26 protein-coding genes and 1 pseudogene are annotated in these 20,684 nt (G+C 44.3%); 21 read left to right on the forward strand and 6 right to left on the reverse strand.

All coding sequences use genetic code 11. From position 1 onward, the window contains the following. From ACOSVQ_RS19365 to ACOSVQ_RS19385, 5 genes are all read left to right on the forward strand, one after another. On the forward strand, window positions 1-385 hold a 385-nt coding region (locus ACOSVQ_RS19365), incomplete at its 5' end, for a glycoside hydrolase family protein (RefSeq protein ID WP_491984085.1). Window positions 386-395: 10 nt separating this feature from the next. Beyond that, complete coding sequence (locus tag ACOSVQ_RS19370) at window positions 396-626, forward strand: hypothetical protein (protein ID WP_491984086.1); 231 nt, start codon at window positions 396-398, stop codon at window positions 624-626. After that, window positions 617-862, forward strand: a complete 246-nt coding sequence (locus ACOSVQ_RS19375) for a hypothetical protein (protein ID WP_222735324.1) — start codon at window positions 617-619, stop codon at window positions 860-862. Before ACOSVQ_RS19370 ends, ACOSVQ_RS19375 begins: the two co-directional genes overlap by 10 nt. A 122-nt stretch (window positions 863-984) precedes the next feature. Further along, window positions 985-1,305, forward strand: coding sequence for a tetratricopeptide repeat protein (locus ACOSVQ_RS19380; RefSeq protein ID WP_491984087.1), 321 nt, complete (start codon window positions 985-987; stop codon window positions 1,303-1,305). Window positions 1,306-1,318: 13 nt separating this feature from the next. Next, entirely contained in the window at window positions 1,319-1,720 is a 402-nt protein-coding gene (locus ACOSVQ_RS19385) for a hypothetical protein (RefSeq protein ID WP_491984088.1), read from the forward strand. Window positions 1,721-1,786: 66 nt separating this feature from the next. On the opposite strand, the gene ACOSVQ_RS19390 is transcribed toward ACOSVQ_RS19385, so the two are convergent. After that, window positions 1,787-2,746 carry a phage portal protein gene (locus ACOSVQ_RS19390; RefSeq protein ID WP_491984089.1) on the reverse strand — a complete coding sequence of 320 codons (960 nt, stop codon included), beginning with the start codon at window positions 2,744-2,746 and terminating at the stop codon, window positions 1,787-1,789. 10 nt (window positions 2,747-2,756) lie between these two features. Then, window positions 2,757-4,520 carry a terminase large subunit domain-containing protein gene (locus tag ACOSVQ_RS19395; protein ID WP_491984090.1) on the reverse strand — a complete coding sequence of 588 codons (1,764 nt, stop codon included), beginning with the start codon at window positions 4,518-4,520 and terminating at the stop codon, window positions 2,757-2,759. A gap of 134 nt (window positions 4,521-4,654) precedes the next feature. Here ACOSVQ_RS19395 and ACOSVQ_RS19400 point away from each other — a divergent pair, with 134 nt between their 5' ends. From ACOSVQ_RS19400 to ACOSVQ_RS19455, 12 genes are all read left to right on the forward strand, one after another. Further along, a complete protein-coding gene (locus ACOSVQ_RS19400) occupies window positions 4,655-5,467 on the forward strand; it encodes a GPO family capsid scaffolding protein (protein ID WP_491984091.1) in 813 nt (270 codons plus the stop codon). 42 nt (window positions 5,468-5,509) lie between these two features. Continuing rightward, complete coding sequence (locus tag ACOSVQ_RS19405; protein WP_491984092.1) at window positions 5,510-6,547, forward strand: phage major capsid protein, P2 family; 1,038 nt, start codon at window positions 5,510-5,512, stop codon at window positions 6,545-6,547. A 109-nt stretch (window positions 6,548-6,656) separates the two neighbouring features. Then, window positions 6,657-7,106: a head completion/stabilization protein gene (locus tag ACOSVQ_RS19410; RefSeq protein ID WP_491984093.1), complete on the forward strand. Its 450-nt coding sequence runs from the start codon at window positions 6,657-6,659 to the stop codon at window positions 7,104-7,106. Continuing rightward, on the forward strand, window positions 7,106-7,570 hold the full coding sequence (locus ACOSVQ_RS19415; protein WP_491984094.1) for a phage tail protein: 465 nt from the start codon (window positions 7,106-7,108) through the stop codon (window positions 7,568-7,570). Before ACOSVQ_RS19410 ends, ACOSVQ_RS19415 begins: the two co-directional genes overlap by 1 nt. Continuing rightward, entirely contained in the window at window positions 7,567-8,106 is a 540-nt protein-coding gene (locus ACOSVQ_RS19420) for a phage virion morphogenesis family protein (protein ID WP_491984095.1), read from the forward strand. The genes ACOSVQ_RS19415 and ACOSVQ_RS19420 overlap by 4 nt, the downstream gene beginning before the upstream one ends. Continuing rightward, window positions 8,107-8,289, forward strand: coding sequence for a DUF2635 domain-containing protein (locus ACOSVQ_RS19425; protein ID WP_491984096.1), 183 nt, complete (start codon window positions 8,107-8,109; stop codon window positions 8,287-8,289). After that, on the forward strand, window positions 8,286-9,419 hold the full coding sequence (locus ACOSVQ_RS19430; RefSeq protein ID WP_491984097.1) for a phage tail sheath subtilisin-like domain-containing protein: 1,134 nt from the start codon (window positions 8,286-8,288) through the stop codon (window positions 9,417-9,419). The genes ACOSVQ_RS19425 and ACOSVQ_RS19430 overlap by 4 nt, the downstream gene beginning before the upstream one ends. Before the next feature lie 3 nt (window positions 9,420-9,422). Further along, window positions 9,423-9,788 (forward strand): phage tail tube protein, encoded by a 366-nt coding sequence (locus ACOSVQ_RS19435; RefSeq protein ID WP_491984098.1) that lies wholly within the window; start codon window positions 9,423-9,425, stop codon window positions 9,786-9,788. 9 nt (window positions 9,789-9,797) lie between these two features. Continuing rightward, window positions 9,798-10,487 (forward strand): phage terminase small subunit, encoded by a 690-nt coding sequence (gene gpM / locus ACOSVQ_RS19440; RefSeq protein ID WP_491984099.1) that lies wholly within the window; start codon window positions 9,798-9,800, stop codon window positions 10,485-10,487. Beyond that, window positions 10,471-10,758, forward strand: a complete 288-nt coding sequence (locus ACOSVQ_RS19445) for a phage tail assembly protein (RefSeq protein WP_491984100.1) — start codon at window positions 10,471-10,473, stop codon at window positions 10,756-10,758. The genes gpM and ACOSVQ_RS19445 overlap by 17 nt, the downstream gene beginning before the upstream one ends. 29 nt (window positions 10,759-10,787) lie before the next feature. Further along, the gene (locus ACOSVQ_RS19450; protein ID WP_491984130.1) at window positions 10,788-10,901 is read left to right on the forward strand and encodes a GpE family phage tail protein; all 114 of its coding nucleotides are present in this window, start codon (window positions 10,788-10,790) and stop codon (window positions 10,899-10,901) included. Window positions 10,902-10,929: 28 nt separating this feature from the next. After that, window positions 10,930-12,816, forward strand: coding sequence for a hypothetical protein (locus ACOSVQ_RS19455; RefSeq protein WP_491984101.1), 1,887 nt, complete (start codon window positions 10,930-10,932; stop codon window positions 12,814-12,816). 25 nt (window positions 12,817-12,841) lie between these two features. Here the strand turns inward: ACOSVQ_RS19455 and ACOSVQ_RS19460 are convergent, their stop codons facing one another. Together ACOSVQ_RS19460 and ACOSVQ_RS19465 are read right to left on the reverse strand one after the other, a co-directional pair. After that, a complete protein-coding gene (locus ACOSVQ_RS19460) occupies window positions 12,842-13,561 on the reverse strand; it encodes an HNH endonuclease signature motif containing protein (RefSeq protein WP_491984102.1) in 720 nt (239 codons plus the stop codon). A 72-nt stretch (window positions 13,562-13,633) separates the two neighbouring features. Continuing rightward, entirely contained in the window at window positions 13,634-14,344 is a 711-nt protein-coding gene (locus ACOSVQ_RS19465) for a cyclodeaminase/cyclohydrolase family protein (RefSeq protein WP_491984103.1), read from the reverse strand. A gap of 452 nt (window positions 14,345-14,796) precedes the next feature. On the opposite strand from ACOSVQ_RS19465, the gene ACOSVQ_RS19470 reads away from it, so the two are divergent. Further along, complete coding sequence (locus ACOSVQ_RS19470) at window positions 14,797-15,519, forward strand: KilA-N domain-containing protein (RefSeq protein ID WP_491984104.1); 723 nt, start codon at window positions 14,797-14,799, stop codon at window positions 15,517-15,519. Between the two features lie 58 nt (window positions 15,520-15,577). Here the strand turns inward: ACOSVQ_RS19470 and ACOSVQ_RS19475 are convergent, their stop codons facing one another. Beyond that, window positions 15,578-17,188, reverse strand: a complete 1,611-nt coding sequence (locus tag ACOSVQ_RS19475; protein WP_491984105.1) for an ankyrin repeat domain-containing protein — start codon at window positions 17,186-17,188, stop codon at window positions 15,578-15,580. A gap of 338 nt (window positions 17,189-17,526) precedes the next feature. Here ACOSVQ_RS19475 and ACOSVQ_RS19480 point away from each other — a divergent pair, with 338 nt between their 5' ends. Next, window positions 17,527-18,087, forward strand: coding sequence for an SOS response-associated peptidase (locus ACOSVQ_RS19480; protein WP_491984106.1), 561 nt, complete (start codon window positions 17,527-17,529; stop codon window positions 18,085-18,087). 133 nt (window positions 18,088-18,220) lie between these two features. Beyond that, a pseudogene (locus ACOSVQ_RS19485) lies at window positions 18,221-18,475 on the forward strand (IMP dehydrogenase); the annotation flags it as partial. 59 nt (window positions 18,476-18,534) lie between these two features. Here ACOSVQ_RS19485 and ACOSVQ_RS19490 read toward each other — a convergent pair. After that, entirely contained in the window at window positions 18,535-19,656 is a 1,122-nt protein-coding gene (locus ACOSVQ_RS19490; RefSeq protein WP_491984107.1) for a 5-methyltetrahydropteroyltriglutamate--homocysteine S-methyltransferase, read from the reverse strand. A gap of 240 nt (window positions 19,657-19,896) precedes the next feature. Between ACOSVQ_RS19490 and rutR the strand changes: the two genes are divergently transcribed. Then, the gene (rutR, locus tag ACOSVQ_RS19495; RefSeq protein ID WP_491984108.1) at window positions 19,897-20,580 is read left to right on the forward strand and encodes an HTH-type transcriptional regulator RutR; all 684 of its coding nucleotides are present in this window, start codon (window positions 19,897-19,899) and stop codon (window positions 20,578-20,580) included. Window positions 20,581-20,684 lie beyond the last annotated feature (104 nt).

The following is a 20,684-nucleotide window of genomic DNA, read 5'->3' on the forward strand; positions in this document are numbered from 1 at the left end:
ACATGAAGGGTTACGTTTAAAACCCTACCGCTGCAGCAGTCAGAAAATCACCATTGGCTACGGTCGAAATCTGCAAGACAACGGCATCAGCCAAGAAGAAGCGGATACCTTGCTTCAACATGATCTCGACAGCGCGATTAAAGACGCAGAATCACTGCCGTTCTTCGCTTCACTAAATGAACCTCGCCAGGCAGTCATCGTCGATATGATTTTCAACATGGGCTTACCACGCTTTGGCATGTTCAAAAAAATGATTGCCGCGATTGAGCGTGAGCACTGGCAAGTCGCCGCGAATGAAATGCTGAACAGTCGCTGGGCGCGTCAGGTCGGCAAACGTGCAAACACGCTCAGTGAAATGATGCGTCTCGGAACAGAAATTAACTAAGGAATCGGTCATGAACTTTATTACCAACATCCTCGGAAAAACCCTATGGGAAGTGCTTAAAGGTCTTTTCTTTCAAGTTGCATGGAAAGTGATTTTAGAACGCTTCGCTTCTCGCTTGGTGATTTGGGGGTTGGAGAAAATCAAAAACCTGTCGACCAACGATGTCACCCAAGAAACAGTAGACGACATAATCATGTCGCTCAAAGGTAAAAAACTGAAAGAGGTAGAGCAATGGGAATGACACTAGACCCAAGTTGGGTGAATGCAGTTCTGGCCTTTGGTACTTTTGTCACGCTGATCTTAAGTTTGCTCATCGGCTACCTATTTCGCCTATCCAAAGAACTAGGTGAATACAAAACCCACGTAGCTGAAACCTACGCCACCAAAGATGATGTCAAAGAACTTGGTGACCGTATTGAGCGAAGTATGGTTAAAGAGTTCGATAGGATTCATTCACTACTTAAAAATGCCGCCTGAAATGGGCGGTATCTTTTTGTCTTTCATCACAATTTCAATATAAGACATGGAATTCTATAAAAACCAGATCATACTAAAATTAGTAAATCAAAGTTGCATATGGACACATCAAAGGAGTGATTGTGAAGAAGTTAATATTGGTTTTAGCAACTACCTTAGTGGTGGCTTGTTCATCTCAAGTACAGCAGGGCTCTATTTCTTTAGCATATTCAAATTTCGAAGACCGAGATTATGAAGATACGTTGAAGTACATAAACCAAGCGGAGAAAGTAAGAAATACAACTCCAGAAATGCATGCAGAACTTACGTACTTAAAAGCTCTTACTTATCAGAAAATGGGTAGATACGATGAAGAGGAAGCGTTGTATCGCTACTTAGTTGAACAACACCCAAGATCTCAATACGGTTATATGGCTAAAGAGCAACTAGCGAAAAAACTCTAAGAGGGAATATGTTATGGGTGAGTGGTCTGACTATTTTGAAGATTATCCAGAGGAAGCTCCTCAACCACCGAGCGAAGCTGAGCTAGCAAAAGAAAGACTTGATAACGAAATAAGAGCTATTAATGCGGATGCCTTTGCTCTAATTGAACAAGCGATGATAAAAGCTAAGCTAGCTGAACAAAAAGAGAAAGAAGAGTACCTTGAATCAATAGAAGAGTGTCTCCAGTGTGGAGAAAACACCCTTCATGTCTATAAATTGAAAGAAACGATGTACTTATGTGAGTGCCAGAGTTGTAATACATACGCTTCAGGTCAAGAAAAGACGAAGGCAATAAACAATATTATTTTGGCATATGGTGATGGATTAGATTGGACTCAGGGATCTTTATTCAAATCACTTATAAGTAAAAATTAGTATTTATTTGAATAAGTAGGCAAACATATTCGCCTACTTGTTGTGACTAGTGACCTTGTTTATTGTTCACTCCAAACTCTCATACTCATTAGCCTTAATCACATCTATCCCAACAAACTCATTCAATTCACTGAGCGAATCAATTAGTGGCAGCAGCTCGTTCTTGTGAAAGATGCGGTCAACTTTGTTTAGGTCACTACTTGCGGCAATGCCTTCTCGTTTTACGCTCATGAGTTCAAGCGGAACGCGGTGGAGAGATAGCACATCATTGGTCGTTTGGTTCATCACATCCTTGAACGAGTCTTTGGCTTCCACTTGCCCGATCGGTTTCAACTCAGGGGCTTTGGTGTCTTTACCTTTGGCATTTACAAACAAGTTTTTGAACGCCATACCTTCTTTTGCTTGTAGCTTATTACGGATGTCATTCTCCGTTTCTTTGGTCATGCTGGGCTCGTTCATATACAGCAAGTAACCTGCGTGTGAACCATTGCGGTAGTACTGGCGACGGAATAGGGTGGCATCGTCATTCAGCCAAATTGAAGTTAATCCACTCACATGCTGGGGAAGACCGTAAAGCTCCTGCGCCACATCATATTCAGCCAAGTGAAAAATCTGACCATTTCGGAAGTTCACACGACCTTCGTCATCGTATGCGCGTGGTTTATAGGTGTATCCCAAGTCCTCACGCCTGCGCATGTAGAGTGCAGGAATATGCTTGATGCGAATCACTTGCCCTAACAAATTTCGCACAACGTGAAAGTAGCCATTACCGAAGGTTAAGTAGTCTTGAATGAAACGCTTTAGGTCACGGCGAGACAAAACCTCTCCTACAGTCACAGCATAGGTGAGGGTATTACGCTTAAATTCAATCGCGCTCGAATGCATCGGGTTCACCCGTAACGCTTTGGCGAGCGTGTCGAGCTGAATTGGCGGCTCATACAAACCATCAATCAAAGCTACTTCAAGGTAATTCAGAATATCGCTATTCATTACGCTGACAGGGTTAGAAAATTCAATCTCAATCACTATGCATCTCCTAGAAGAACGACACGGTCGTATCGTCTTCGCAATGAATATCAATTGGCTCCCAATGCATCACATGCATCGAAGCCCAGGCAAGGTCAGCATGAGAGCCAACTTTACTGCGGTTAGAAATAAAGGTTACTTGGTTGCTCGCTTTGGTGGTTTGCTGGCGAATCATTAGGAATGAATGAACCAAATCGTCCCATTCACCATCGAATTGCAGTCGGCCATCATTGATGATTTCTCGCGCCTTATAGACCATCATCCGTTTCACTTCGGGCGAGTAATCCAGCTCAATCAAACTTGGGTAGAACTTACGAACTAGCTCTGCAACGGCTGAACCAACACCACTCACATCAATCGCCAAATGGACCACGTTGTATTTTTCGGTGATGCTTTTAATCGCTTGTGCTTGCTGCTCATAGCTAGAGCCTTTTAAACGTGCATATTCAATTAGTCGGAACACGCCGCCTTTACGTTTAGGCTTCAAGCCAACCACTAAACCTGCATCGTCGGAACCTTCACCTTGTCCTCCGCCTCTAGGGTCATAACCCACCAATACTTCCGCATTGCCAACAGGGCGCGCTTTATTGTGGTCAACGTCCTTCCAGCGTGATGAATCCGTTTTACATGCGAGTAGCGCTTTAAGTGAAAATATCGATGCGGAGTCATCCAAGAACACGCAACGCAGCAAGTTATCGAACACGGTTTTATCGGGATATTTCCGGCGCAGTTTGTCCAAGTTAAAGAACGTTGCACCTTTGGCAATCGCATCATCAATGGTGATGATTTGACGAAAGATCCCATCATCACCGAGAGAACCGTTCTTCAGTGCCGCATGGCTAACATCGATGCCGAGCTCTTTCTTACCCTGCCATTTAGGGTAGGCTTCGTGAGCTACAGTTGAAGGTGTTGATAGGTAAGTCGTGCGATATTTCTCATGAATCGACATACCGCCTGCGTAGTCGTCCAGCTCACCGAACTTAGGTATCCAGAACACTTCATCAAAGTACACATGGCCGTTAAAGCCTTGCGATGTTCGAGCATTGGTCGAAAGGAAATAGAACGTAGCACCGTTAGACAATTGCAGTTCGTCTTTGCCTTTCAGGTCAACGTCACCAATCTCCAAAGCAAAGCGGCGAATATAGTTTTTGAAGATTTCAGACTGCTTGCGCGATGCAGATAAAAACACCTGGTTGTCTTTATTGAGTACCGCATCTTCAAAGGCTTCATAAGCAAAGTAATACGTTAAACCAATCTGGCGAGATTTCAGGTAGAAGCGGAACTCATTGAGTTCACTGTTGCACTTATGCGCGTGGATCTCTTTCTGGTAGTCGAAGAAAGTCTTCTCGCGGAACTCGTCCAGCACTTCCTTGGTGATGTGCGAAATATCGTTCTTAACCTTGTTAGGCTTACGACCGCGTTTATTTTCTTCTCCATCACTGAAACTGCGTCGGGGGTTCTGCTTGCCATCAGCTTCATCGCGTTTGCGCTTTTGTGCCAGCAGCATTTCCAATTCTTTCAACTGGTCATCGTGCTTGCGGTCTATCCACATCAGATACGCAATACGTTGGCGCAGCATCAGTTCTACCGGTGCATCGTCCCGCAATTCCTTCCAGTTAAATTTCGAAATCCATTGTTGAATGGTTCGCACTGCAACGCCCACGGCATCTGCCATTTCAGCAGGTTTGTACTGACGCAAATACAGCCCAAGCGCTTTGGTTTGGTCTGCGGTGTACAAGGGTGAGGTTTGCTCAATAGCTAGATTCGTTTTCATGTTTGCATAGTGCTACAGCGCCCGCCATTCCTCAGCTAGCAAGGTTTCTAAATCACCTATCTAGAATCTTCATAAATACAAAAAGTTAAGGTCATTAGTTAGATTGGAATCATCGAATTTAGGAGCGTTTAGGCATGTTTCAATCACAACCCATTTGTATTTTGCAGGCAGGCACGACCGTCGACGGACGTGTGATTGAGCAAAACATCATTGACGAAATTGCAGAGAGCTATAACCCAGAGAAGTACACCGCTCGAATCAATGAAGAACATTACGACTGGAGTATCAAGTACGGCTCAGTGCTTTCAGTGGAAAAGCGTGAAGACAAACTCTTTGCCGTGGTGAAACCCAATTCCTACTTACTCCGCGCCATCGAGCAAGGGCAGTTATTGCACACATCCTGTGAGTTCGTAGAAAAGTTCTCAGACACAGGCAAAGCCTACTTAACGGGTTTGGCTTTAACCGATAAACCTGCCTCGCTTGGCACAACCCAAATTCATCTATCGAGCAAAGAGGATGGCAAGGTGCATGTCGTTTCTAACTTCACCTTAAAGCCTGAACAGTTCTCGGTAGAAAGCGATGGGGCAGAAGTCTCGCTATTCCAGAAATTCAAAAACTGGCTCAACGGTGAAAAGCCGACTGAGCAGCTTTCCCAACAAGAGGAAGAAGACGAAATGAGTAAAGAAACTGAAGAGCTGCTAAAGCAGAGCATAGAGCAGACCAACAAACTAAGCACACAACTTGGTCAGTTGGTTGAAACGCTGAGCAGCAAAGACAAGCCTCAAGAGCCAGAAACCAAAACTGATCCTGAAGTGAACCCATTGGAAGAGAAAGTCGAATTACTTTCCACTCAGCTCAATGACCTCACCACCAAGCTCAGCACCATCACTGATGAACAAGATCGAAAGCTAGCTGGGCAAGATTCTGAAACTGAATGCTACCTGTAAGCACTCAGGTTTCTCACTCATTCAATTTGTATAGGTAAAGTCATGCAACTACATACGAAGCAAAAGCTCAGCGCTTACGTTCAAGCGGTAGCGAAACAAAACGGTGTCGATGACGCCACAGAGATGTTTAACGTCTCACCAAACGGTACGCAGCGCATCATCGCAGCGATTCGTGAAAGTAACTGGTTCTTGAGCCGCATCAACATCATCACAGTGAAAAACCAGATTGGTGAAGCCATTGGTTTGGGTGTGAGTGGCATGATTGCCAGCCGCACCGACACATCTGGCGATGGTGAGCGTAAGCCAAAAGACTACCACGGCATGCAAGCCATGCCGTATGCCTGTGTGCAAACCAACTTTGATACGGCTATTCGCTACGCCAAGCTTGATGCCTGGGCGCACATGAAAAACTTCAACACCATTGTGTCGAAGCATACCCGTGAGCAGATTGACGCGAACAAAATTACGGTCGGTTGGTACGGCAAATCAGCGGCAGCAAATACGGATGCAGCAGCAAACCCGAACGGTGAAGACGTCAACAAAGGCTGGTTCCAAGCAATGCGTGACCACAACGCAGAACGTTTGATCACCGAAGGTGTTGAAGCTTCTGGTGTTATCAAAATCGGTGAAGGAGGTGACTTTAAAAACCTCGACCTTGCAGTTCTGAACCTAAAAAACATGCTGCATCCAGCATGTGAAAATGACTCTGATCTGATTGCGATTGTGGGCTCTGATTTATTGGCTTACGAGAAAGCGAAGTTCTATGACTCGCACGGCAACATGCCAAGCGAAAAGAGCAAGATTCAAGAGCGCCAAGTAATTGGTACTTACGGTGGTTTGCCTGCGGTATCCGTTCCGGGTTTCCCGTCTACCGGCATTATGGTCACAAGCTACGACAACCTTTCTATCTACATTCAGGAAGATTCAGTTCGTCGTACCGTTGGTAAGAAAAACGACGCTAAAGACCAGATGGAAAACTTTGAGTCTATGAACATGGCTTACGTTATCGAGCAGCTAGAAAAAGTGGCGGCAGTAGAGTTCGACAACGTGAAAATTCTGATTAATGGCGCTTGGGTGTAATCACCCTTAACTAACACCCCACCAATGCAGGCTCTTTCACGTTATCAATCAAGCTCTGGCTCAGATTGTTATTCGTGCAATGTATGCCTGCATTCCCTCAAGGTGATTTATGGAATACGTAGGTAATAAAAACGAAACGTACACCTCCGTGCTGGCAGCAACGGATAACTTCCCTGAACTCAAAATTTCAGAGTTTCAGTCTCTGTTTAATTTCCTCAGCAATGAAACAGAGGCAGGCATTCTGCAACAGGCGAAAGTATCGCGCATCAAAGTACATCGTGAACTCGTAGACACCATTGCGCAGTACGACGATTTAACCGCGCTATCGGTCGATAAGTTTGGTGACGAAGAAGCAGGGACTACGCTGTACACACAAGCGGTATTTGCACTCACTGCCAGTGAGCTGATTGGTATCAAGCTCAGCACAGATTCCACAGCCGAAGCCGCGGACAGACAAGAGGCACTTAGCAGCAAAAAGTATCACTGTGAAGTGCAGTATCGACAAGCGGTCGATTTGCTTTTGCATGGTAAAGAAACCTACTGCTTTGAGGTGGTGTGATGAAAGCACTTCAAAGCCTGACGGACCTGTTCAAAAAGCACATTGTGGATGCAAAGAACTTTGCTGTCTGGGCGGAAGATGGAGCGTTGTTCTGTGGCCAAGATGAGTTTGTCGATGGTTTTGAAATTGAATACACCGCCATCGTGTACATGCAGGACGTTAAAGTTCAGCCGCACATTTTAATGATGCACCTTGTTTCTTGGCTCAACACTTATGACCCGCATCGTCAGGAAAAGGGGCTCGCGTTCCCAAGTTTCGCCACAGAGCTGCTCGATAAAGGTCGCTGTGACATCAAGATAAAACTCGATCTTCGGGAAGAATTCAGCCTTGAGCCAAACGAACAAGGCGACTGGAAACAAAACGGTGAACGATACGAATGTATCAGCGAGTTCAAAGCCCGTGTGGATGAGGACGACCTTGGCGAACTGATCTTATTCGTTGGTCATTTGGATGACCTGCCATGAGTGAGTTAACCCTAAGAACGCCAGAACAGCTCACCCAAGTTATCGAGCATTTAGTGATGACGGCCAGTGACAAGTTAGACCTGAACCGCCGCATGGCGAATCACGCACGGCAGTTCTTTCGAGCTCAGATACGCGCGCAGCGAGATATCGATAACAACCCGTACCAAAGCCGAACAAGGCGCAAACGAATAGAACTCAGCAAAGGCTTAGCGGCGCAGAACACTGTCAACAACAAGAACATGTTGATGGGGATATCCAAAGCACTGCGAACTCAAGCAGACGACAAAAGCTTTGAAGTTGGTCTTTCGGGTGTGGTCGGGCGAATTGGTCAGGAACATAACCAAGGCAGTCAGTTGAGTTTCACCACTCAAGTAAAAGGCTTTTTCGATAGCCGAACAGGGCGTTGGCAAGGTGGGATGCGAGTAAAACACAACTACCAAATGCCACAACGAACATTCATAGGTTGGACGCCTGCATTAGAACGCAAGCTGCTAACCATAGTTGCCGAACACTTTACAACAGACGTGGAAAGTTAAATGCAAACCATCAAAGTCAAACCGCAAAAAGGGTTACTGGTTCGTGACCCAGAGACTCGGCAGCCGCTAAAGGCAACGGGTGAAGAAAAGCCACGTAACCCTTACTGGCTGCGTCGCATCAAAGATAAATCTGTCGTGGAAGTAACGGTCAAAACGGCAACCACTAAGGAGGCTGACCAATGAGTATCAGCTTTAATGAAGTACCAAACAGTGCTTACGTTCCGGGCATGTATGTCGAAATCGACAACAGCTTGGCAAACAGCGCAGAAGACCAACAAATCTGCTTAGTGATCGGCAACGCAGTAGCAGGTGCACCGGTTAACCCAAACACAGTAGTGTTGTGTATGGATGAAACCAAAGCGCAAGAACAGTTCGGCGTATCAGACATCGTAGAGATGATTACTTACTTCCGTAAGCAAGATGAATCCATGCCTATCTACGCTGTGAGTGTGGATGCGGCAGATACTATGTCTGCTTTAGCTGCCCTTGATGATGTGCAGTATCACCACATCATTTGCTCGCTCAATGACGAAACCACCATTCGTGATTTAGGCGAGTTCTTGGAAAAGCGTTATGAAGCGTTGCAACAAATCCCCGGTTTGGCCTACATCCCGAAAAAGGGAACCAATGCCGAACTCGTGACATTCGCTAACAAGAGTAACTGTCCGCTTATCAGCTTTATGCCGGTTAACGCGTTAGGTAACTCAGCAAATGTTGCTCTATCTGATGCGGCTGCGATTGGCGCGTGGGCAGGGCAGATTGCACCTTCTCTAGCGAATGACCCGTGTCGTCCACTTCAAACACTGAAAATGAGTGGTTTGTATTCCATTGCTGAAACCGAATTCGATTGGGCAGAACGTAACTTACTGCTGCATGAAGGTATGGGCACTTACACCGTCAACACCGCCAAAGAAGTGTTGGTTGAACGAGCAGTCACCGCTTACACCGAAAATGCAGCAGGCATAGCCGACAACAGCTACCTCGACATCATGACGCCAGCCACCGCCATGTATTTCCGCCAGAAGCAGCGTTCTCGCATCCTGAGTAAATACGCACGTTTCAAAGTAGCAAAAGACGGAACTCGCTTTGCACCCGGTCAGGCGATTGTTACGCCGAGCATGTTCAAAACCGAGCTGTTGGCACTATATCGAGAGCTTGAATACAACGGCATTGTGCAGGACTTTGACGGCTACAAGAAGTCACTCATCGTTGAGCTGGACGACACCAACAAGCAGCGTATCAACTATCAAGATTCACCGCAGTTCGTGAACGGCTTGATTATCGTTGCAGGCAAAATTCAATTTAGGAAGTAAGCCATGGGAACAAAAATCACTAGCCGCGCAGTACTAAACGCAGGCTCATTAGGTCGCCTTCCTATTAAAGAAGGCGCAGAAATCGGCTTCGGTAATCTCAAGCGTGAAGCAGTCATGGGTGATGATGGCGTTCTTGGCCACAGCGAAGAATACTCGGATGCGCCATTCATCAAGTGCACCATCGTTCACGCCCAAACCACCGACGAAGACGCAATCAAAGCGTTTTTGGATGAAAGCATCACGCTCGAAACCAACAGCGGCAAAGTGTACACACTTACCGATGCTTGGACGGTAGACCCACTAAGCCTCAACGTGAAAGACGGTCAGCTCGAAGTGCTGTTTAACGGCTACGAACTCATCCCACAATAAGGAGCGGTCATGCTATCCATTTTGAAAAAGCGTCAGGCAATGCAGCAGCAGAAAGCTCAGCCTCTGGTAATTCCAGAGGTGATTGTTACCAAGCCGTCAGCGATTGCCGATAAACCATGGGAAGAGACTCAAGCCATGCTCAAGCGAGATTTAGAGTACTTGCGCACACTGGCTGGCTCTCAAGAGAAAGACCCATACAAAGAAGAATTGGTGAAGAAGTACCAACCGATTGTTGAAAGGCTACTAACCACGCACGGTAACCTGCAAAACCTCGATGTGATCTGGTGGTTCTATCAATGGCAAATCGACCTTGGCAAGTTGCCAGAAGTGCACGACCAACTGCGTGAAGCGATCGACAAAGGCTTAGAAACACCGAACTCATGGAAAGTGAATGGCGAAACAGGTTACTGCGACATCGTGTTTCAGTACTCCCATAAAGCCTACGAACAGAAGCATGAGTTTAATCGCAACTATCTCATTCAAGCTGTGAGTGATTTGCAAGAAGGCAAGCTGGCAACCAACGCACCACTAAAAGTGAAAATGTTCCGTTTAGTTGGCGACTGGCACTATGAAAACGGTGAGAAAGAACAAGCCTATGCCTTGTTTGAAACCGTGATGAAGCTTGATCCAAATAAAGGCGGTCGTAAGACCAAACTCAACGAACTGATGGAAGAACTGGGCTATGGCGACAGCAATTAAAGACCAATCACAAACGCGCATCGCAACATTGGCAACGCCCATCATCAAAGACGATGTGGAAATCAAAACCGTTGAAATTCGCAAGCCGAACTCTGGTCATCTTCGTGGGTTGAGCCTGATTGATGTATGTGGGATGAACTTTGAAGCAGGGGAAGTGTTGCTTCCACGTATCTCATCACTCAACGAGCGAGACGTGCTGAACCTAGCGCCAGAGAACTGGGCGCCGCTGCTTACTACCATCGCCTCTTTTTTCGTGAACACGGAACTCTGATAGAACGAGTAGAAGATTATTACGCAGACATCGCCGTTGCCTTTCATTGGCCGCCAAGCGAAATAGACGCACTCAGCTACGAAGATTTATTACTGTTCCGCGAACTCGCACGGCAGAGAACCCAACCAGAAGAGAGCGATTAGCTCTCTTCTTTGTATTAAGGGCATTGATATGAAAATGAACCTGTCTGTGGTGATGGGGATGAAAGATAAGGTATCCGCACCACTGAAAGGCATGGCAAGTGAGTCAGACCACTACGCCAAAGCCATCAAGAAAATTCAGAAAGCTCAAGCCGATGACTCTGCCGCTATGGGTATGATTGGCTCATTCCAGAACACCAAAAAGGCGATGAACCAAAACACCATCGCTATTGCTGCCGCCAGTGAAAAGCTTAAAGAGCTGCAAGCCAAAGCGACCGCAGCGGGTAAGCCAACGGCAGCACTCACAGAGAAAATCACCAAGCAACAACAGAGGGTAGATAAACTCAACCAAGAACAGGACAGCTACAAAAGCCACTTGGTGAAGTTAGGCTCTGAACTGAAAAAGACAGGTGTGAAAGTTCATGACCTTGATGGCGAAAATAAACGGCTAGAGAAAAGTTACAAAAAGCATGGTGCAGAAGTCACCAAGCTCAGTAAGAAGTACGCGATCTTAAAAGGTGCGATGTCACCGCTGCAAAAACTCAATGGCGCCATTCGTCTGCCTAACCTTGCCACCTCTGCCATTGGTAAAGGTTCTGCCTTAATTGGTGGGTTAAGTTTGGCAGGCTTTGCCAGCACCATTAACAGCACCGCCGCCGAAATGGATAAGCTCGCTAAGAAATCAGCAAACTTGCAACTGCCTATTAGTGAACTGCAAGCCATGCAGTCGCAAGCCGAACACGCAGGCGTAAGTGCTGATAGCCTATCCGCATCGATGACGCGTTTCACTCGCCGTTTGGGTGTGTTGCAACAAACGGGCAAAGGCGCATTAGGCAGCTACCTCAAGCAGAGTAAGAACGGGCTGTTTAAAGACTTAAAAGGTGCGGAAAACAACCAACAAGCTTATGAAATGCTGCTCGAATCTTTCTCTAAGCTGAAAACAGCGCAAGAGCAAATGGCGTTTGCCGATGCTGCCTTCGGTGACAGTGGGCGTGAAATGCTCATCATGCTGCGGGAAGGTACTCAAGGCTTAACAGCTGCCCGTGAAGAACTGAACGCACTAGGTGGCGGAGCAACCGCAGAAGATGCCGCCAAAGCCGAAGCCTATAACGATGCAATGCAGAGAATTCAGGAAAGCATTCGCTCCATTAAGTTTGCCGCGCTTGCACCCGTGATGGAGAAAGCCACCAAACTGTTTACTGAGTTTTCCAACAAGTTCAAGAATACCGAGTGGCGCACCGAGTTTATGGATAAAGTGATTCAAACCGTGAACGGCTTATACAAAGCGCTCGAGTTCTTAGGCAAAGGGCTTGTGTTTGTATCGCAAAACTTCAAAGGCATTATTGCCACGCTGGCAATTTTTAAAGTTGCGTTGATTGGCATTAACGCGGTGATCATGGCAAACCCTATCGGTATGATGGTCGCTGCCGTTGGTGCCGCGATTATAGCTATCACTTACTTAGTCGATAAGTTCGTAGGCTTAGACAAAGTGATTAACTGGGTGAAAGAGCAATTTAATAGCCTATGGAACGGCATTAAAAAACTCATCAACATGCTGCCAGATTCGCTCATTCCCGATGGTTGGAAAACGGGCATTAGTGAAGCGGGGAGTGAAGTTGATAACCTAGCCAATAAACTCGATAGCATCAAAGACAAGAACGCCACGTTGGGCATCACCACCAATGAAACCCACAACCAAACCGAACGCAAGAAAACCTATGCCGACTATCAAAACAACAGCCTGAAAACGCCAAGTGCCTACGGTCAATACCAACCACTAAAGAGTCAAACACTCAACAGCAAGGCTGAAATAGCGTTAACCGTTAAGTCTGATAAGCCAATGACCGTGGACAATATGAAGAGTGAGAAAGGAACTGACATTGATCTTAACGTAGGGGATTTGGGGTTTAGTTATTAGACGCGTAAGTAGGAAAATGTTGGGTTTAAATACCCAACATTACTTTTGCAGTTTCTAAAGTCATTGGCTCAGCGCGATCACGAATTAACTTATGTACCACTCTGTGGCAAGTGGCACACAGTAACGCGAGGTCCTTTAAGCTGTTTTTTGTGTTACCTGTGTTATTTAGCGGATTTAAATGATGGACTTCGAACACAGCATCCCGATGTTCAGCAGGAATGTTCGCGGCTTGAGTGCTACACAACTCGCAACTAAGTTCCCCATTTAATTTGCATTTTTTGATAAATTTATTTCGCAAACCAATACTGCGTTCGCGTTTCGCATGAACACGATAAGTCACACTGCCTTCTTCATGTTCCTTTTCGTTATCACTTTCTTCCCGTTCTGCGGAGATAACTCTCAGCCCTTTTTTGATGTTCTCAGCTGTATTCGCCACCAAAGATGGATTATCTCCGAGCTCTTCCCAAACAGCCTGATCGGTTTTCGAAGCGTTTGATAGCCCTTTACCTGTAGCAACGGCTTTTAAGTTTTGGAGCTTAAAAGCGACACCGTCCGGGTTTCTGAATGTATCGTTTTTCGCGAATTCATCATGAAAAGGAAATGACCTTAAAAGCGCAGATAGCTCCTGCACTCTAGCATCATTACTTGAAGGAACTTGGTCCTTGCAACTTAGATATAACTCAAGCGCCAGAATTGTCTCGTCTCTAGTCCACTTTGGGTTACCTTGACCTTTAGTTACTGCCATACGTTAGCCATTTGATGTATTAAAATTATTTTTGTTGATAATCATGTTTAGAACAATTTATGTAATTAATTTTTAGATGTTTCCTAACTCTAATTGAATTGCATTAATGGACTCTGAACTAATAGATGTAACACAAGAAAAGGCTTTAGCCTGCAATTTTTCAAGCTTAGACTGTAGTTCTTCTACCTTTTTCAACTTTTCTGATGCGTATTTGCGCTTACTCAGTGTTTTCAGATTCAAATTAATAATGAAAATACAAGACATTACCGCAGACATTGCGGCACTTATAGATACTCCCGAGTCACCACGTATAGCGTGCCAACCATGCTCGAACATTGCAATACCATAGTCCATCAGCGTCAGAGATCTTTCAGCCACCTCAAAAGTATAATCAGTTGCTTTTTCGAGCAATTCCATAGATTGACGTGAATACTTTGATTTCTCAGAGCTATCAGTAGTTTTGTCACGAAGGATTCTTAAGTTAACAACCTCTTCAAAGTCTTTTGCATCTACTTCAAACAATTCCTTAAGCCTTGGTTCTATCTCTTCTTTTACTTTACTTTTAATGAAAACGAAGTCTTTGTGCTTGTTACTACATGTATCTTTACTCTCACTGATATCACACACAGTTGTGATCATCTTGCAGGACAATATTCCAAGTAAGGCCGCAGCGCTTCCAGAGCCAGGAGATGCTCGTCCTGCGCCAAAGTCATCTAACAATTTGTTTGTTGGTCGCTCTAACAAACTAGCAGTATCTTTAAGAATTAGTTGATTTTGTTCCATTTCAAGCCCCAGGTCCTTCGATATAGATAACTTTAGACTGTACGCAAGCAGCTGTTATATTAATTGAATATGCTTTTTCAAAAGTTTGCTGCAAACCTGCTTTTTGTACATCTATACGATTAGAAATCTGGGCAACTAATTGACACAAAACGGGCTACACCGTAGTCTATCGGAGCACTGGCAAAATCCGGTGTCGGGATTGGAACCCCGCTTTTGATTTCTCTAGGCGCATAGACGCCAGCTTTTTGCTGGTTTTTTTATGTGCAGCCTTGGCGCATCTAAACATAGGCGTTTCGTGTAGAAAACGTACTATCTGAATTATGGTGGGCTGGGCAGGGGCGCTTCGGCGCGCCGTTTCCTAGAGAGCGGTAGTTCCAACCTTGTCCAGTTCACCACCCTTTGATTGGAACCTTTGAGTGGTGATAAAACGAATTACTCTCTAGGAGGCAATCATGCCTAATCAACTGATCATCGCAAACACAGTCATCCCTTTTGATTCTGATAATCGCGTTAATTTAAATGCACTGCATCGCTCTAGTGGTGAAGGTAAATCAAAGCAGCCAAACAACTGGCTAAGACTGGATTCAACCCAAGAACTGATTAATGAATTAGAGCAATCCTCAGATCTGAGGATTGGTGTTGTAAGCAAAATTCGAGGAGGTCAAGCACCCGGAACATTCGTTGATGAGTTATTAGCGATTTCCTATGCCGGATGGATAAGCCCTAAATTCCAACTCGAAGTAAACCGCGCTTTCCTTCAAAGCAAACAAAAGCCTCAGTTACCTGCCAACATCATTCCAGCCAACACCGAACTATCACTCAACGACCTTATTTGCGAACTGGCGAAAGTGCGTCAGGTAAGCACTCAAGAAATCTGCCATTACTACACCGCACAATTCAGCAGTGAAGCATGGTTTACCCATCGTGGCTTTGAACAAGCCATGGCAAAAAGCATGATGCGAAATAACCTAGCGAATGAACTGAAACTCAACACACCAGAATTAATGCTCCTGAAGCAACAAGCCAAAGCGTTAGGTTATCGCTTAATTGAAGAGGACGAATTCAACGCGTTCTTGGGCAGAATGCAAATGCAGCAAAGCCAGATAGATAATTTGGTGGATGGTGTAATGAAACTCAGCAGAAACAACAGCGCCTTGAGCAACAGCCAATGGTAAAAAATTCGGGCTCATCAAAGTGAGCCCGCTTGCTTATATTTGTTGTTAAAAGTTCAGATTAGCCTGAAGGCATTTGAGTCGCTTTGTCTACTTTGTTCGCAGTTTCCATCGAGTAAACATGCGCTTGGTATACTTTTTCTAACTCTTTTGCATCAGCATCGCTACGGCCATAGTTCGCTAGGTAAACTCTGTAGTGAACAATACCTGTTGCACATAACGTATCGATTTGAGGCTCACCAATTAGGTTTGCATCTTTGTAGTTATCAATCGTATAGTCTTTGCAGACACCCTGATTGCGTAATGGCTTTTTAGGACCGTGTGCTTTGTTGATTCCAGTGCTACTAGAACTACTCGAAGTACTAGACGCTGATTTACTTGAAGATGCCATAGCAGATTGCTGCAACTGAGCAAGGTTGTTGCTCTTACCATCGTTAAGCCAAACATCTTGAGTGGCTGCCGTTACAAACTGACTCATCTGTTCTGACGATAGGTTAGCTTGGCTACCTACTGCGATTAAGCCTGCCGTAGCTGCCAACTTACCCATTAAGTCGCTATTGCTATTATCCGATTGTTGTCTAGGGGTATACGGGGCAAGGATATTTTGAATATCAGTCATATTGCGCAAGCCAGCTAAATCGTATGCTGTTTGCCCATCGTTGTTTCTAGCTCTAGGGTCAATACCAATATCAATCAAATATTTTACAAGTTCAGGGCTGTACAATCTGGTCGAATAGTGGAGTAAAGTAGAACCAGACGTTGAGATAACATATGGATCAGCGCCTAAGGCAATAAGTTGCTTTACCATCTTCGTAGAGCGGTAGCGACTAGCCGCAGAGGCAACTGGTGTGTTCCAGCTACTCTCACATATTGAATTGATAGAGTCTTTATTTACAAAATAACTCAATGTATCCATTGTTAGGACTTCATCGTCAGGTTTTGGTGGAACCGTATAATAGAAAAGCTTGCCACTTTCTGAATTAAAAAAGAATTGACCTCTGCTCCAAACACACAGAAGGTTTGCCTCTTTTTTAATCCAGTTTGGATTATAACCCACCAAATTATAGCTTGAGACATTACGATTGGAATCAAGTCTCCAATCAACAGGCATTAAGAGTAGATGATGGACTATGCTGTTGCTTCCTCCTATTAGAGCTAAAGTTAATGCATCATATTTAGGTAAAGAAGTGACAGTAGACTTCAATACGTTATCCGCGATAACGGTATCTTTCATTTCCTGACCGAGGTAGTTTGGATCTGGGAGCGGTACAGCAACTCCTTTGCCTAATAAATCAAAAAATGTTTTTTTATGACCAAATGCCAATGCAAAGTACATCAACTCTTCAAGTTGGGGGTCACCTGCCTTTAAATGCGATGAAATTGTTTTCAACATTTCATCGCCAACAAATCCAGCATTATAAAAATCAATGCGATCTATTTTCGAACCGTTATCTAATAAAAAAGAAACCGCTGCTATTTTTTTTCCTTGAATTGCCCAAAACATAGCATCTGATTCGAAACCATCTTGGTCATTTACATCAACACCAGAATCTAGTGCTTTCTGCATTCCAGCAATGTCACCATCATAAGCAGCTGAAGATAACGGCGTCCAATTTGAACAAGCTGTTAAAGTTAGAACCACTGCCAGTAAAAATAACGTTCGCTTTTTCATTTTCCTTCCTTGGTGTGATAACACCAAAATGTAAAATAAGTGTTTCATTTGGCAGTATAATCTATCTGTCAAATCCCTTGTCGCTATTGGGCTCAGCATAGAAAACTTATTGCGTGCAAAATGTTGAAGAATTATAGATTCAATTACATTGATGTAACAAATGAAATTATCAAGAAGGAACTTGGAGCGAGGTCTAGAAAAAGGGTCGGGTTAGACATGCCATCAAACCCAACCAAAACAACTAAATATTCAAGGAATAAATAAAGAGTCGGGCTAAGACTACGCCTTCTAAAAATACTCCTAAACTGTTAATTACATAAAAGTATGGAGGTTGGGAAATGTGTGGCAGGCTGAATGTAATTGATGATCCGCTCTGTAGAGTAGTCTGCGAGAAGCTTGGCATCAATTTCAAAACCTCAAGCAATACTGACCTTCGTCCCACGCAAGACGTTGCCACCATTGGCGTGCTACACGGTGAGCTAAAACAACTCGATTTACCTTGGGGTATCAAACCCGATTGGGCAAAACGCATCATCATTAACGCACAAGCTGAAACCGTTTCAGTGAAACCTACGTTCGCGCAGGCATTTGAATACAACCGAGTGATTGTTCCATGTTCAGGTTGGTATGAATGGCGAGAAGAGCAGGGCAAGAAAGTGAAGTATTTGTTCAGCCTAGGCGAGAAAGACGTTCTCTATATGGCGGGCATCGCACTCGAAGGCAGCTCAAAGCTAGTGACGTTAACCACCAAACCCAACCAACAATGCAGTGAGTACCATCATCGTATGCCGTTGTTAATCCCGAGCGACGCAATCGTGACTTGGATAAGCGGAACAGGACACGATGCTCACCAACTTCTAAGCCATGAGTTTGATGAAAACCTCTCAATACGCGCCTGAAAAAGTGGCGACAAAAATGGCGACAGCCGCCAGATTATGGCGACAAATAACGTGAAATATCGCTGATCTTACTGTTTTTATATACAGTTAAAAATAATTAACATGTTGAAATATAAAGATAATATGTTTTTGTGTTAAGTTCTACGGAATGTCTTCTAAGAGCGCGATGGACAAGCACTCTGGCGGTGTTGCTGGTTACCGTGCAGCTGAAGGCAAAACCGTATTAATTCCATTCCGTGGTCCTGTTGAAAACACCATTCAAGATGTACTTGGTGGCGTGCGTTCAACTTGTACATACGTAGGCGCAGCCTCGCTTAAAGAGCTAACGAAGCGTACAACTTTCATCCGTGTGCAAGAGCAAGAGAACAACGTTTACGGTAAAGAGTAAACTTATATTCGCGTTGTATAGACGTAGAAATAGAAAGAGCCGCATTATGCGGCTCTTTTTTATCCCCAAACTTCTTCAGCAATCGCTACGACGTGTTTGAGCTTATTCCACTGCTCTTGTTGTGAGAGAATATTGCCTTCTTCAGTAGAGGCAAACCCACATTGCGGACTTAATCGCAACTGATCAAGTGGGATGTATTTCGCTGCGTCAAGAATTCGTGATTTGATGTGTTCCTTCGGCTCCAGCTCTGGCGTTTTAGATGTCACGAGACCAAGTACGATAAACAGATTTTTTCTGGTTACATGTCTTAACGGTTCAAATCCACCTGAGCGTTCATCGTCAAACTCTAGGAACAATCCATCAACTTTGAGTCGACCAAATATGGTTTCTTCGGCTGCTTCATAGCCACCAGAACCAAAGTAAGTCGATCTAAAGTTTCCTCGGCAAATGTGCATGGTGATCAGCATATCGTGAGGCTTGTTTTTAATCGATTCGTTTAGCAGGTGTTCGAAAACCACAAGTAGCTTATTGGTATCGTACCCCTGCTCTTTAAGGCTATTAACTCCATCTTCTGAAAAGAAGGAAGCCCAAGACGTATCGTCGAGTTGTAGGTAACGGCAGCCTTTGTCATAAAAAGCTTGGATTGCGTCCTGATAGGTTTGAATTAAGTCTTTGATAAATAGCTCTTCATTTTCTCGATAGCATTCAGCTACATTTTTACCACGAAGGAATAGCATATTGGGACTTGGTATCGTTTGTTTCGCTACATGTTGTTCTGGTTCAACCAATGAGTTTAGGAATTCAAAATCGCTAAGAAACGGGTGGTTAGAATTAAAACTAATTTTGTCGATTATTCTAATACTGTGAGTTTTTGGCTTGGTGCCTTTAAAGTTGAGCGGTACTTCTGGTGTGTAGCCTTCAACGCCGTTTAATCCTTCAAGAAAATCAAAGTGCCACCATGCTCGTGAGTATTCACCGTCAGTAATAGATGTAAGACCAGCCAACTTTTGTTGTTCAACATGCAAACGAGTTTCTTCTCTCTGAACTTTAATGAGTTGCTCTGCAGTTATTTCGTTGTTTTGTTTTTGTAAGCGAGCTGCTTTGAGTTTGTCACTGCGTAGTAGGCTACCAACTTGGTCAGCGAAGAAAGGAGTTATTAACGGATTAATATGTTCAGACATCTGGTTACCTCTAAATACACAAAATTGAATACGTCTAGATGGCTAAATGATTGAGCTTTATTAATGTGAACTCAATCGCATTTTGATCATGTTGTATATGAATTAAATTCAATTAAGAGGATGAAGTACTGGTCCAATTGAGTCGCGGTTTGCATTAACGAAGGTCTAGAGACACATTCGTATTCGAAAGTGTTAGTATGACCGCAATTCAGCAGTATTGAGAAGGTGTCAGGAAGACAGATGGCTAAAGCAGTTATATCGCTAAAAGGGACGAAAGTGAGCCCGTTGAAAAAAAGTCGTACAACGGTTGAGCCAGGGGTTCGTAGACGAAAGAAGTTTGATGATAAAAGACAGTTTATTTTGGAAACTGCTTTAGCGGTGTTTTCTCAATACGGTTTTCATGGAACGACGATTGAACAAATTGCCAATAGCGCAGATATTTCCAAAACAAACTTATTCTATTACTTCAAAAGCAAAGAAGAGCTTTATTTAACCATCTTAGAAAACATCCTAAACGATTGGCTTGCGCCAATTGCAGGCTTTGACGAAGTGGACGACCCTAAGACCGCAATTGAAAACTACATTCGTCTCAAGATGGAACTGTCACGCGATCAACCTGAAGCTTCACGTTTGTTCTGTTTGGAAATCATTCAAGGTGCACCAATTCTCAAGAATTATCTCAATGGTGAGTTGAAAAATATCATCAATGAAAAATCTAAAGTCATCGAGCGTTGGATAAGCCAAGGTAAAATCAAGCCAATCGATCCCACACAATTGATCTTCACAATTTGGTCAACAACACAGCACTATGCAGACTTTAGTGTTCAGGTGAAAGCGATAACGGGGAAAGACCTATCCAATAAGAAGTTCTTTGAAGAAACTTGCCAGTCCATTCAAAACATCATCTTCAATGGCATTGCATAGAGCCTTGTTAAGCGTTCGACAAGTTGTTTCGAGAAGTCTCTAAAAGGTCACTTATAAGTGACCTTTTTTATTGCCCAACATTGCTCATTTTGTCTTCATTTCCG

Source organism: Vibrio sp. HM8-C (assembly GCF_058630515.1).

What these genes read in the sequence shown, in the direction of transcription:
- ACOSVQ_RS19370 (WP_491984086.1), top strand. Translation starts at nt 396, where the DNA reads ATGAACTTTATTACCAACATCCTCGGAAAAACCCTATGGGAAGTGCTT.
- ACOSVQ_RS19375 (WP_222735324.1), top strand. Translation starts at nt 617, where the DNA reads ATGGGAATGACACTAGACCCAAGTTGGGTGAATGCAGTTCTGGCCTTT.
- ACOSVQ_RS19385 (WP_491984088.1), top strand. Translation starts at nt 1,319, where the DNA reads ATGGGTGAGTGGTCTGACTATTTTGAAGATTATCCAGAGGAAGCTCCT.
- ACOSVQ_RS19395 (WP_491984090.1), bottom strand. Translation starts at nt 4,520, where the DNA reads ATGAAAACGAATCTAGCTATTGAGCAAACCTCACCCTTGTACACCGCA.
- ACOSVQ_RS19400 (WP_491984091.1), top strand. Translation starts at nt 4,655, where the DNA reads ATGTTTCAATCACAACCCATTTGTATTTTGCAGGCAGGCACGACCGTC.
- ACOSVQ_RS19405 (WP_491984092.1), top strand. Translation starts at nt 5,510, where the DNA reads ATGCAACTACATACGAAGCAAAAGCTCAGCGCTTACGTTCAAGCGGTA.
- ACOSVQ_RS19410 (WP_491984093.1), top strand. Translation starts at nt 6,657, where the DNA reads ATGGAATACGTAGGTAATAAAAACGAAACGTACACCTCCGTGCTGGCA.
- ACOSVQ_RS19415 (WP_491984094.1), top strand. Translation starts at nt 7,106, where the DNA reads ATGAAAGCACTTCAAAGCCTGACGGACCTGTTCAAAAAGCACATTGTG.
- ACOSVQ_RS19420 (WP_491984095.1), top strand. Translation starts at nt 7,567, where the DNA reads ATGAGTGAGTTAACCCTAAGAACGCCAGAACAGCTCACCCAAGTTATC.
- ACOSVQ_RS19425 (WP_491984096.1), top strand. Translation starts at nt 8,107, where the DNA reads ATGCAAACCATCAAAGTCAAACCGCAAAAAGGGTTACTGGTTCGTGAC.
- ACOSVQ_RS19430 (WP_491984097.1), top strand. Translation starts at nt 8,286, where the DNA reads ATGAGTATCAGCTTTAATGAAGTACCAAACAGTGCTTACGTTCCGGGC.
- ACOSVQ_RS19435 (WP_491984098.1), top strand. Translation starts at nt 9,423, where the DNA reads ATGGGAACAAAAATCACTAGCCGCGCAGTACTAAACGCAGGCTCATTA.
- gpM (WP_491984099.1), top strand. Translation starts at nt 9,798, where the DNA reads ATGCTATCCATTTTGAAAAAGCGTCAGGCAATGCAGCAGCAGAAAGCT.
- ACOSVQ_RS19445 (WP_491984100.1), top strand. Translation starts at nt 10,471, where the DNA reads ATGGCGACAGCAATTAAAGACCAATCACAAACGCGCATCGCAACATTG.
- ACOSVQ_RS19455 (WP_491984101.1), top strand. Translation starts at nt 10,930, where the DNA reads ATGAAAATGAACCTGTCTGTGGTGATGGGGATGAAAGATAAGGTATCC.
- ACOSVQ_RS19460 (WP_491984102.1), bottom strand. Translation starts at nt 13,561, where the DNA reads ATGGCAGTAACTAAAGGTCAAGGTAACCCAAAGTGGACTAGAGACGAG.
- ACOSVQ_RS19465 (WP_491984103.1), bottom strand. Translation starts at nt 14,344, where the DNA reads ATGGAACAAAATCAACTAATTCTTAAAGATACTGCTAGTTTGTTAGAG.
- ACOSVQ_RS19470 (WP_491984104.1), top strand. Translation starts at nt 14,797, where the DNA reads ATGCCTAATCAACTGATCATCGCAAACACAGTCATCCCTTTTGATTCT.
- ACOSVQ_RS19475 (WP_491984105.1), bottom strand. Translation starts at nt 17,188, where the DNA reads ATGAAAAAGCGAACGTTATTTTTACTGGCAGTGGTTCTAACTTTAACA.
- ACOSVQ_RS19480 (WP_491984106.1), top strand. Translation starts at nt 17,527, where the DNA reads ATGTGTGGCAGGCTGAATGTAATTGATGATCCGCTCTGTAGAGTAGTC.
- ACOSVQ_RS19490 (WP_491984107.1), bottom strand. Translation starts at nt 19,656, where the DNA reads ATGTCTGAACATATTAATCCGTTAATAACTCCTTTCTTCGCTGACCAA.
- rutR (WP_491984108.1), top strand. Translation starts at nt 19,897, where the DNA reads ATGGCTAAAGCAGTTATATCGCTAAAAGGGACGAAAGTGAGCCCGTTG.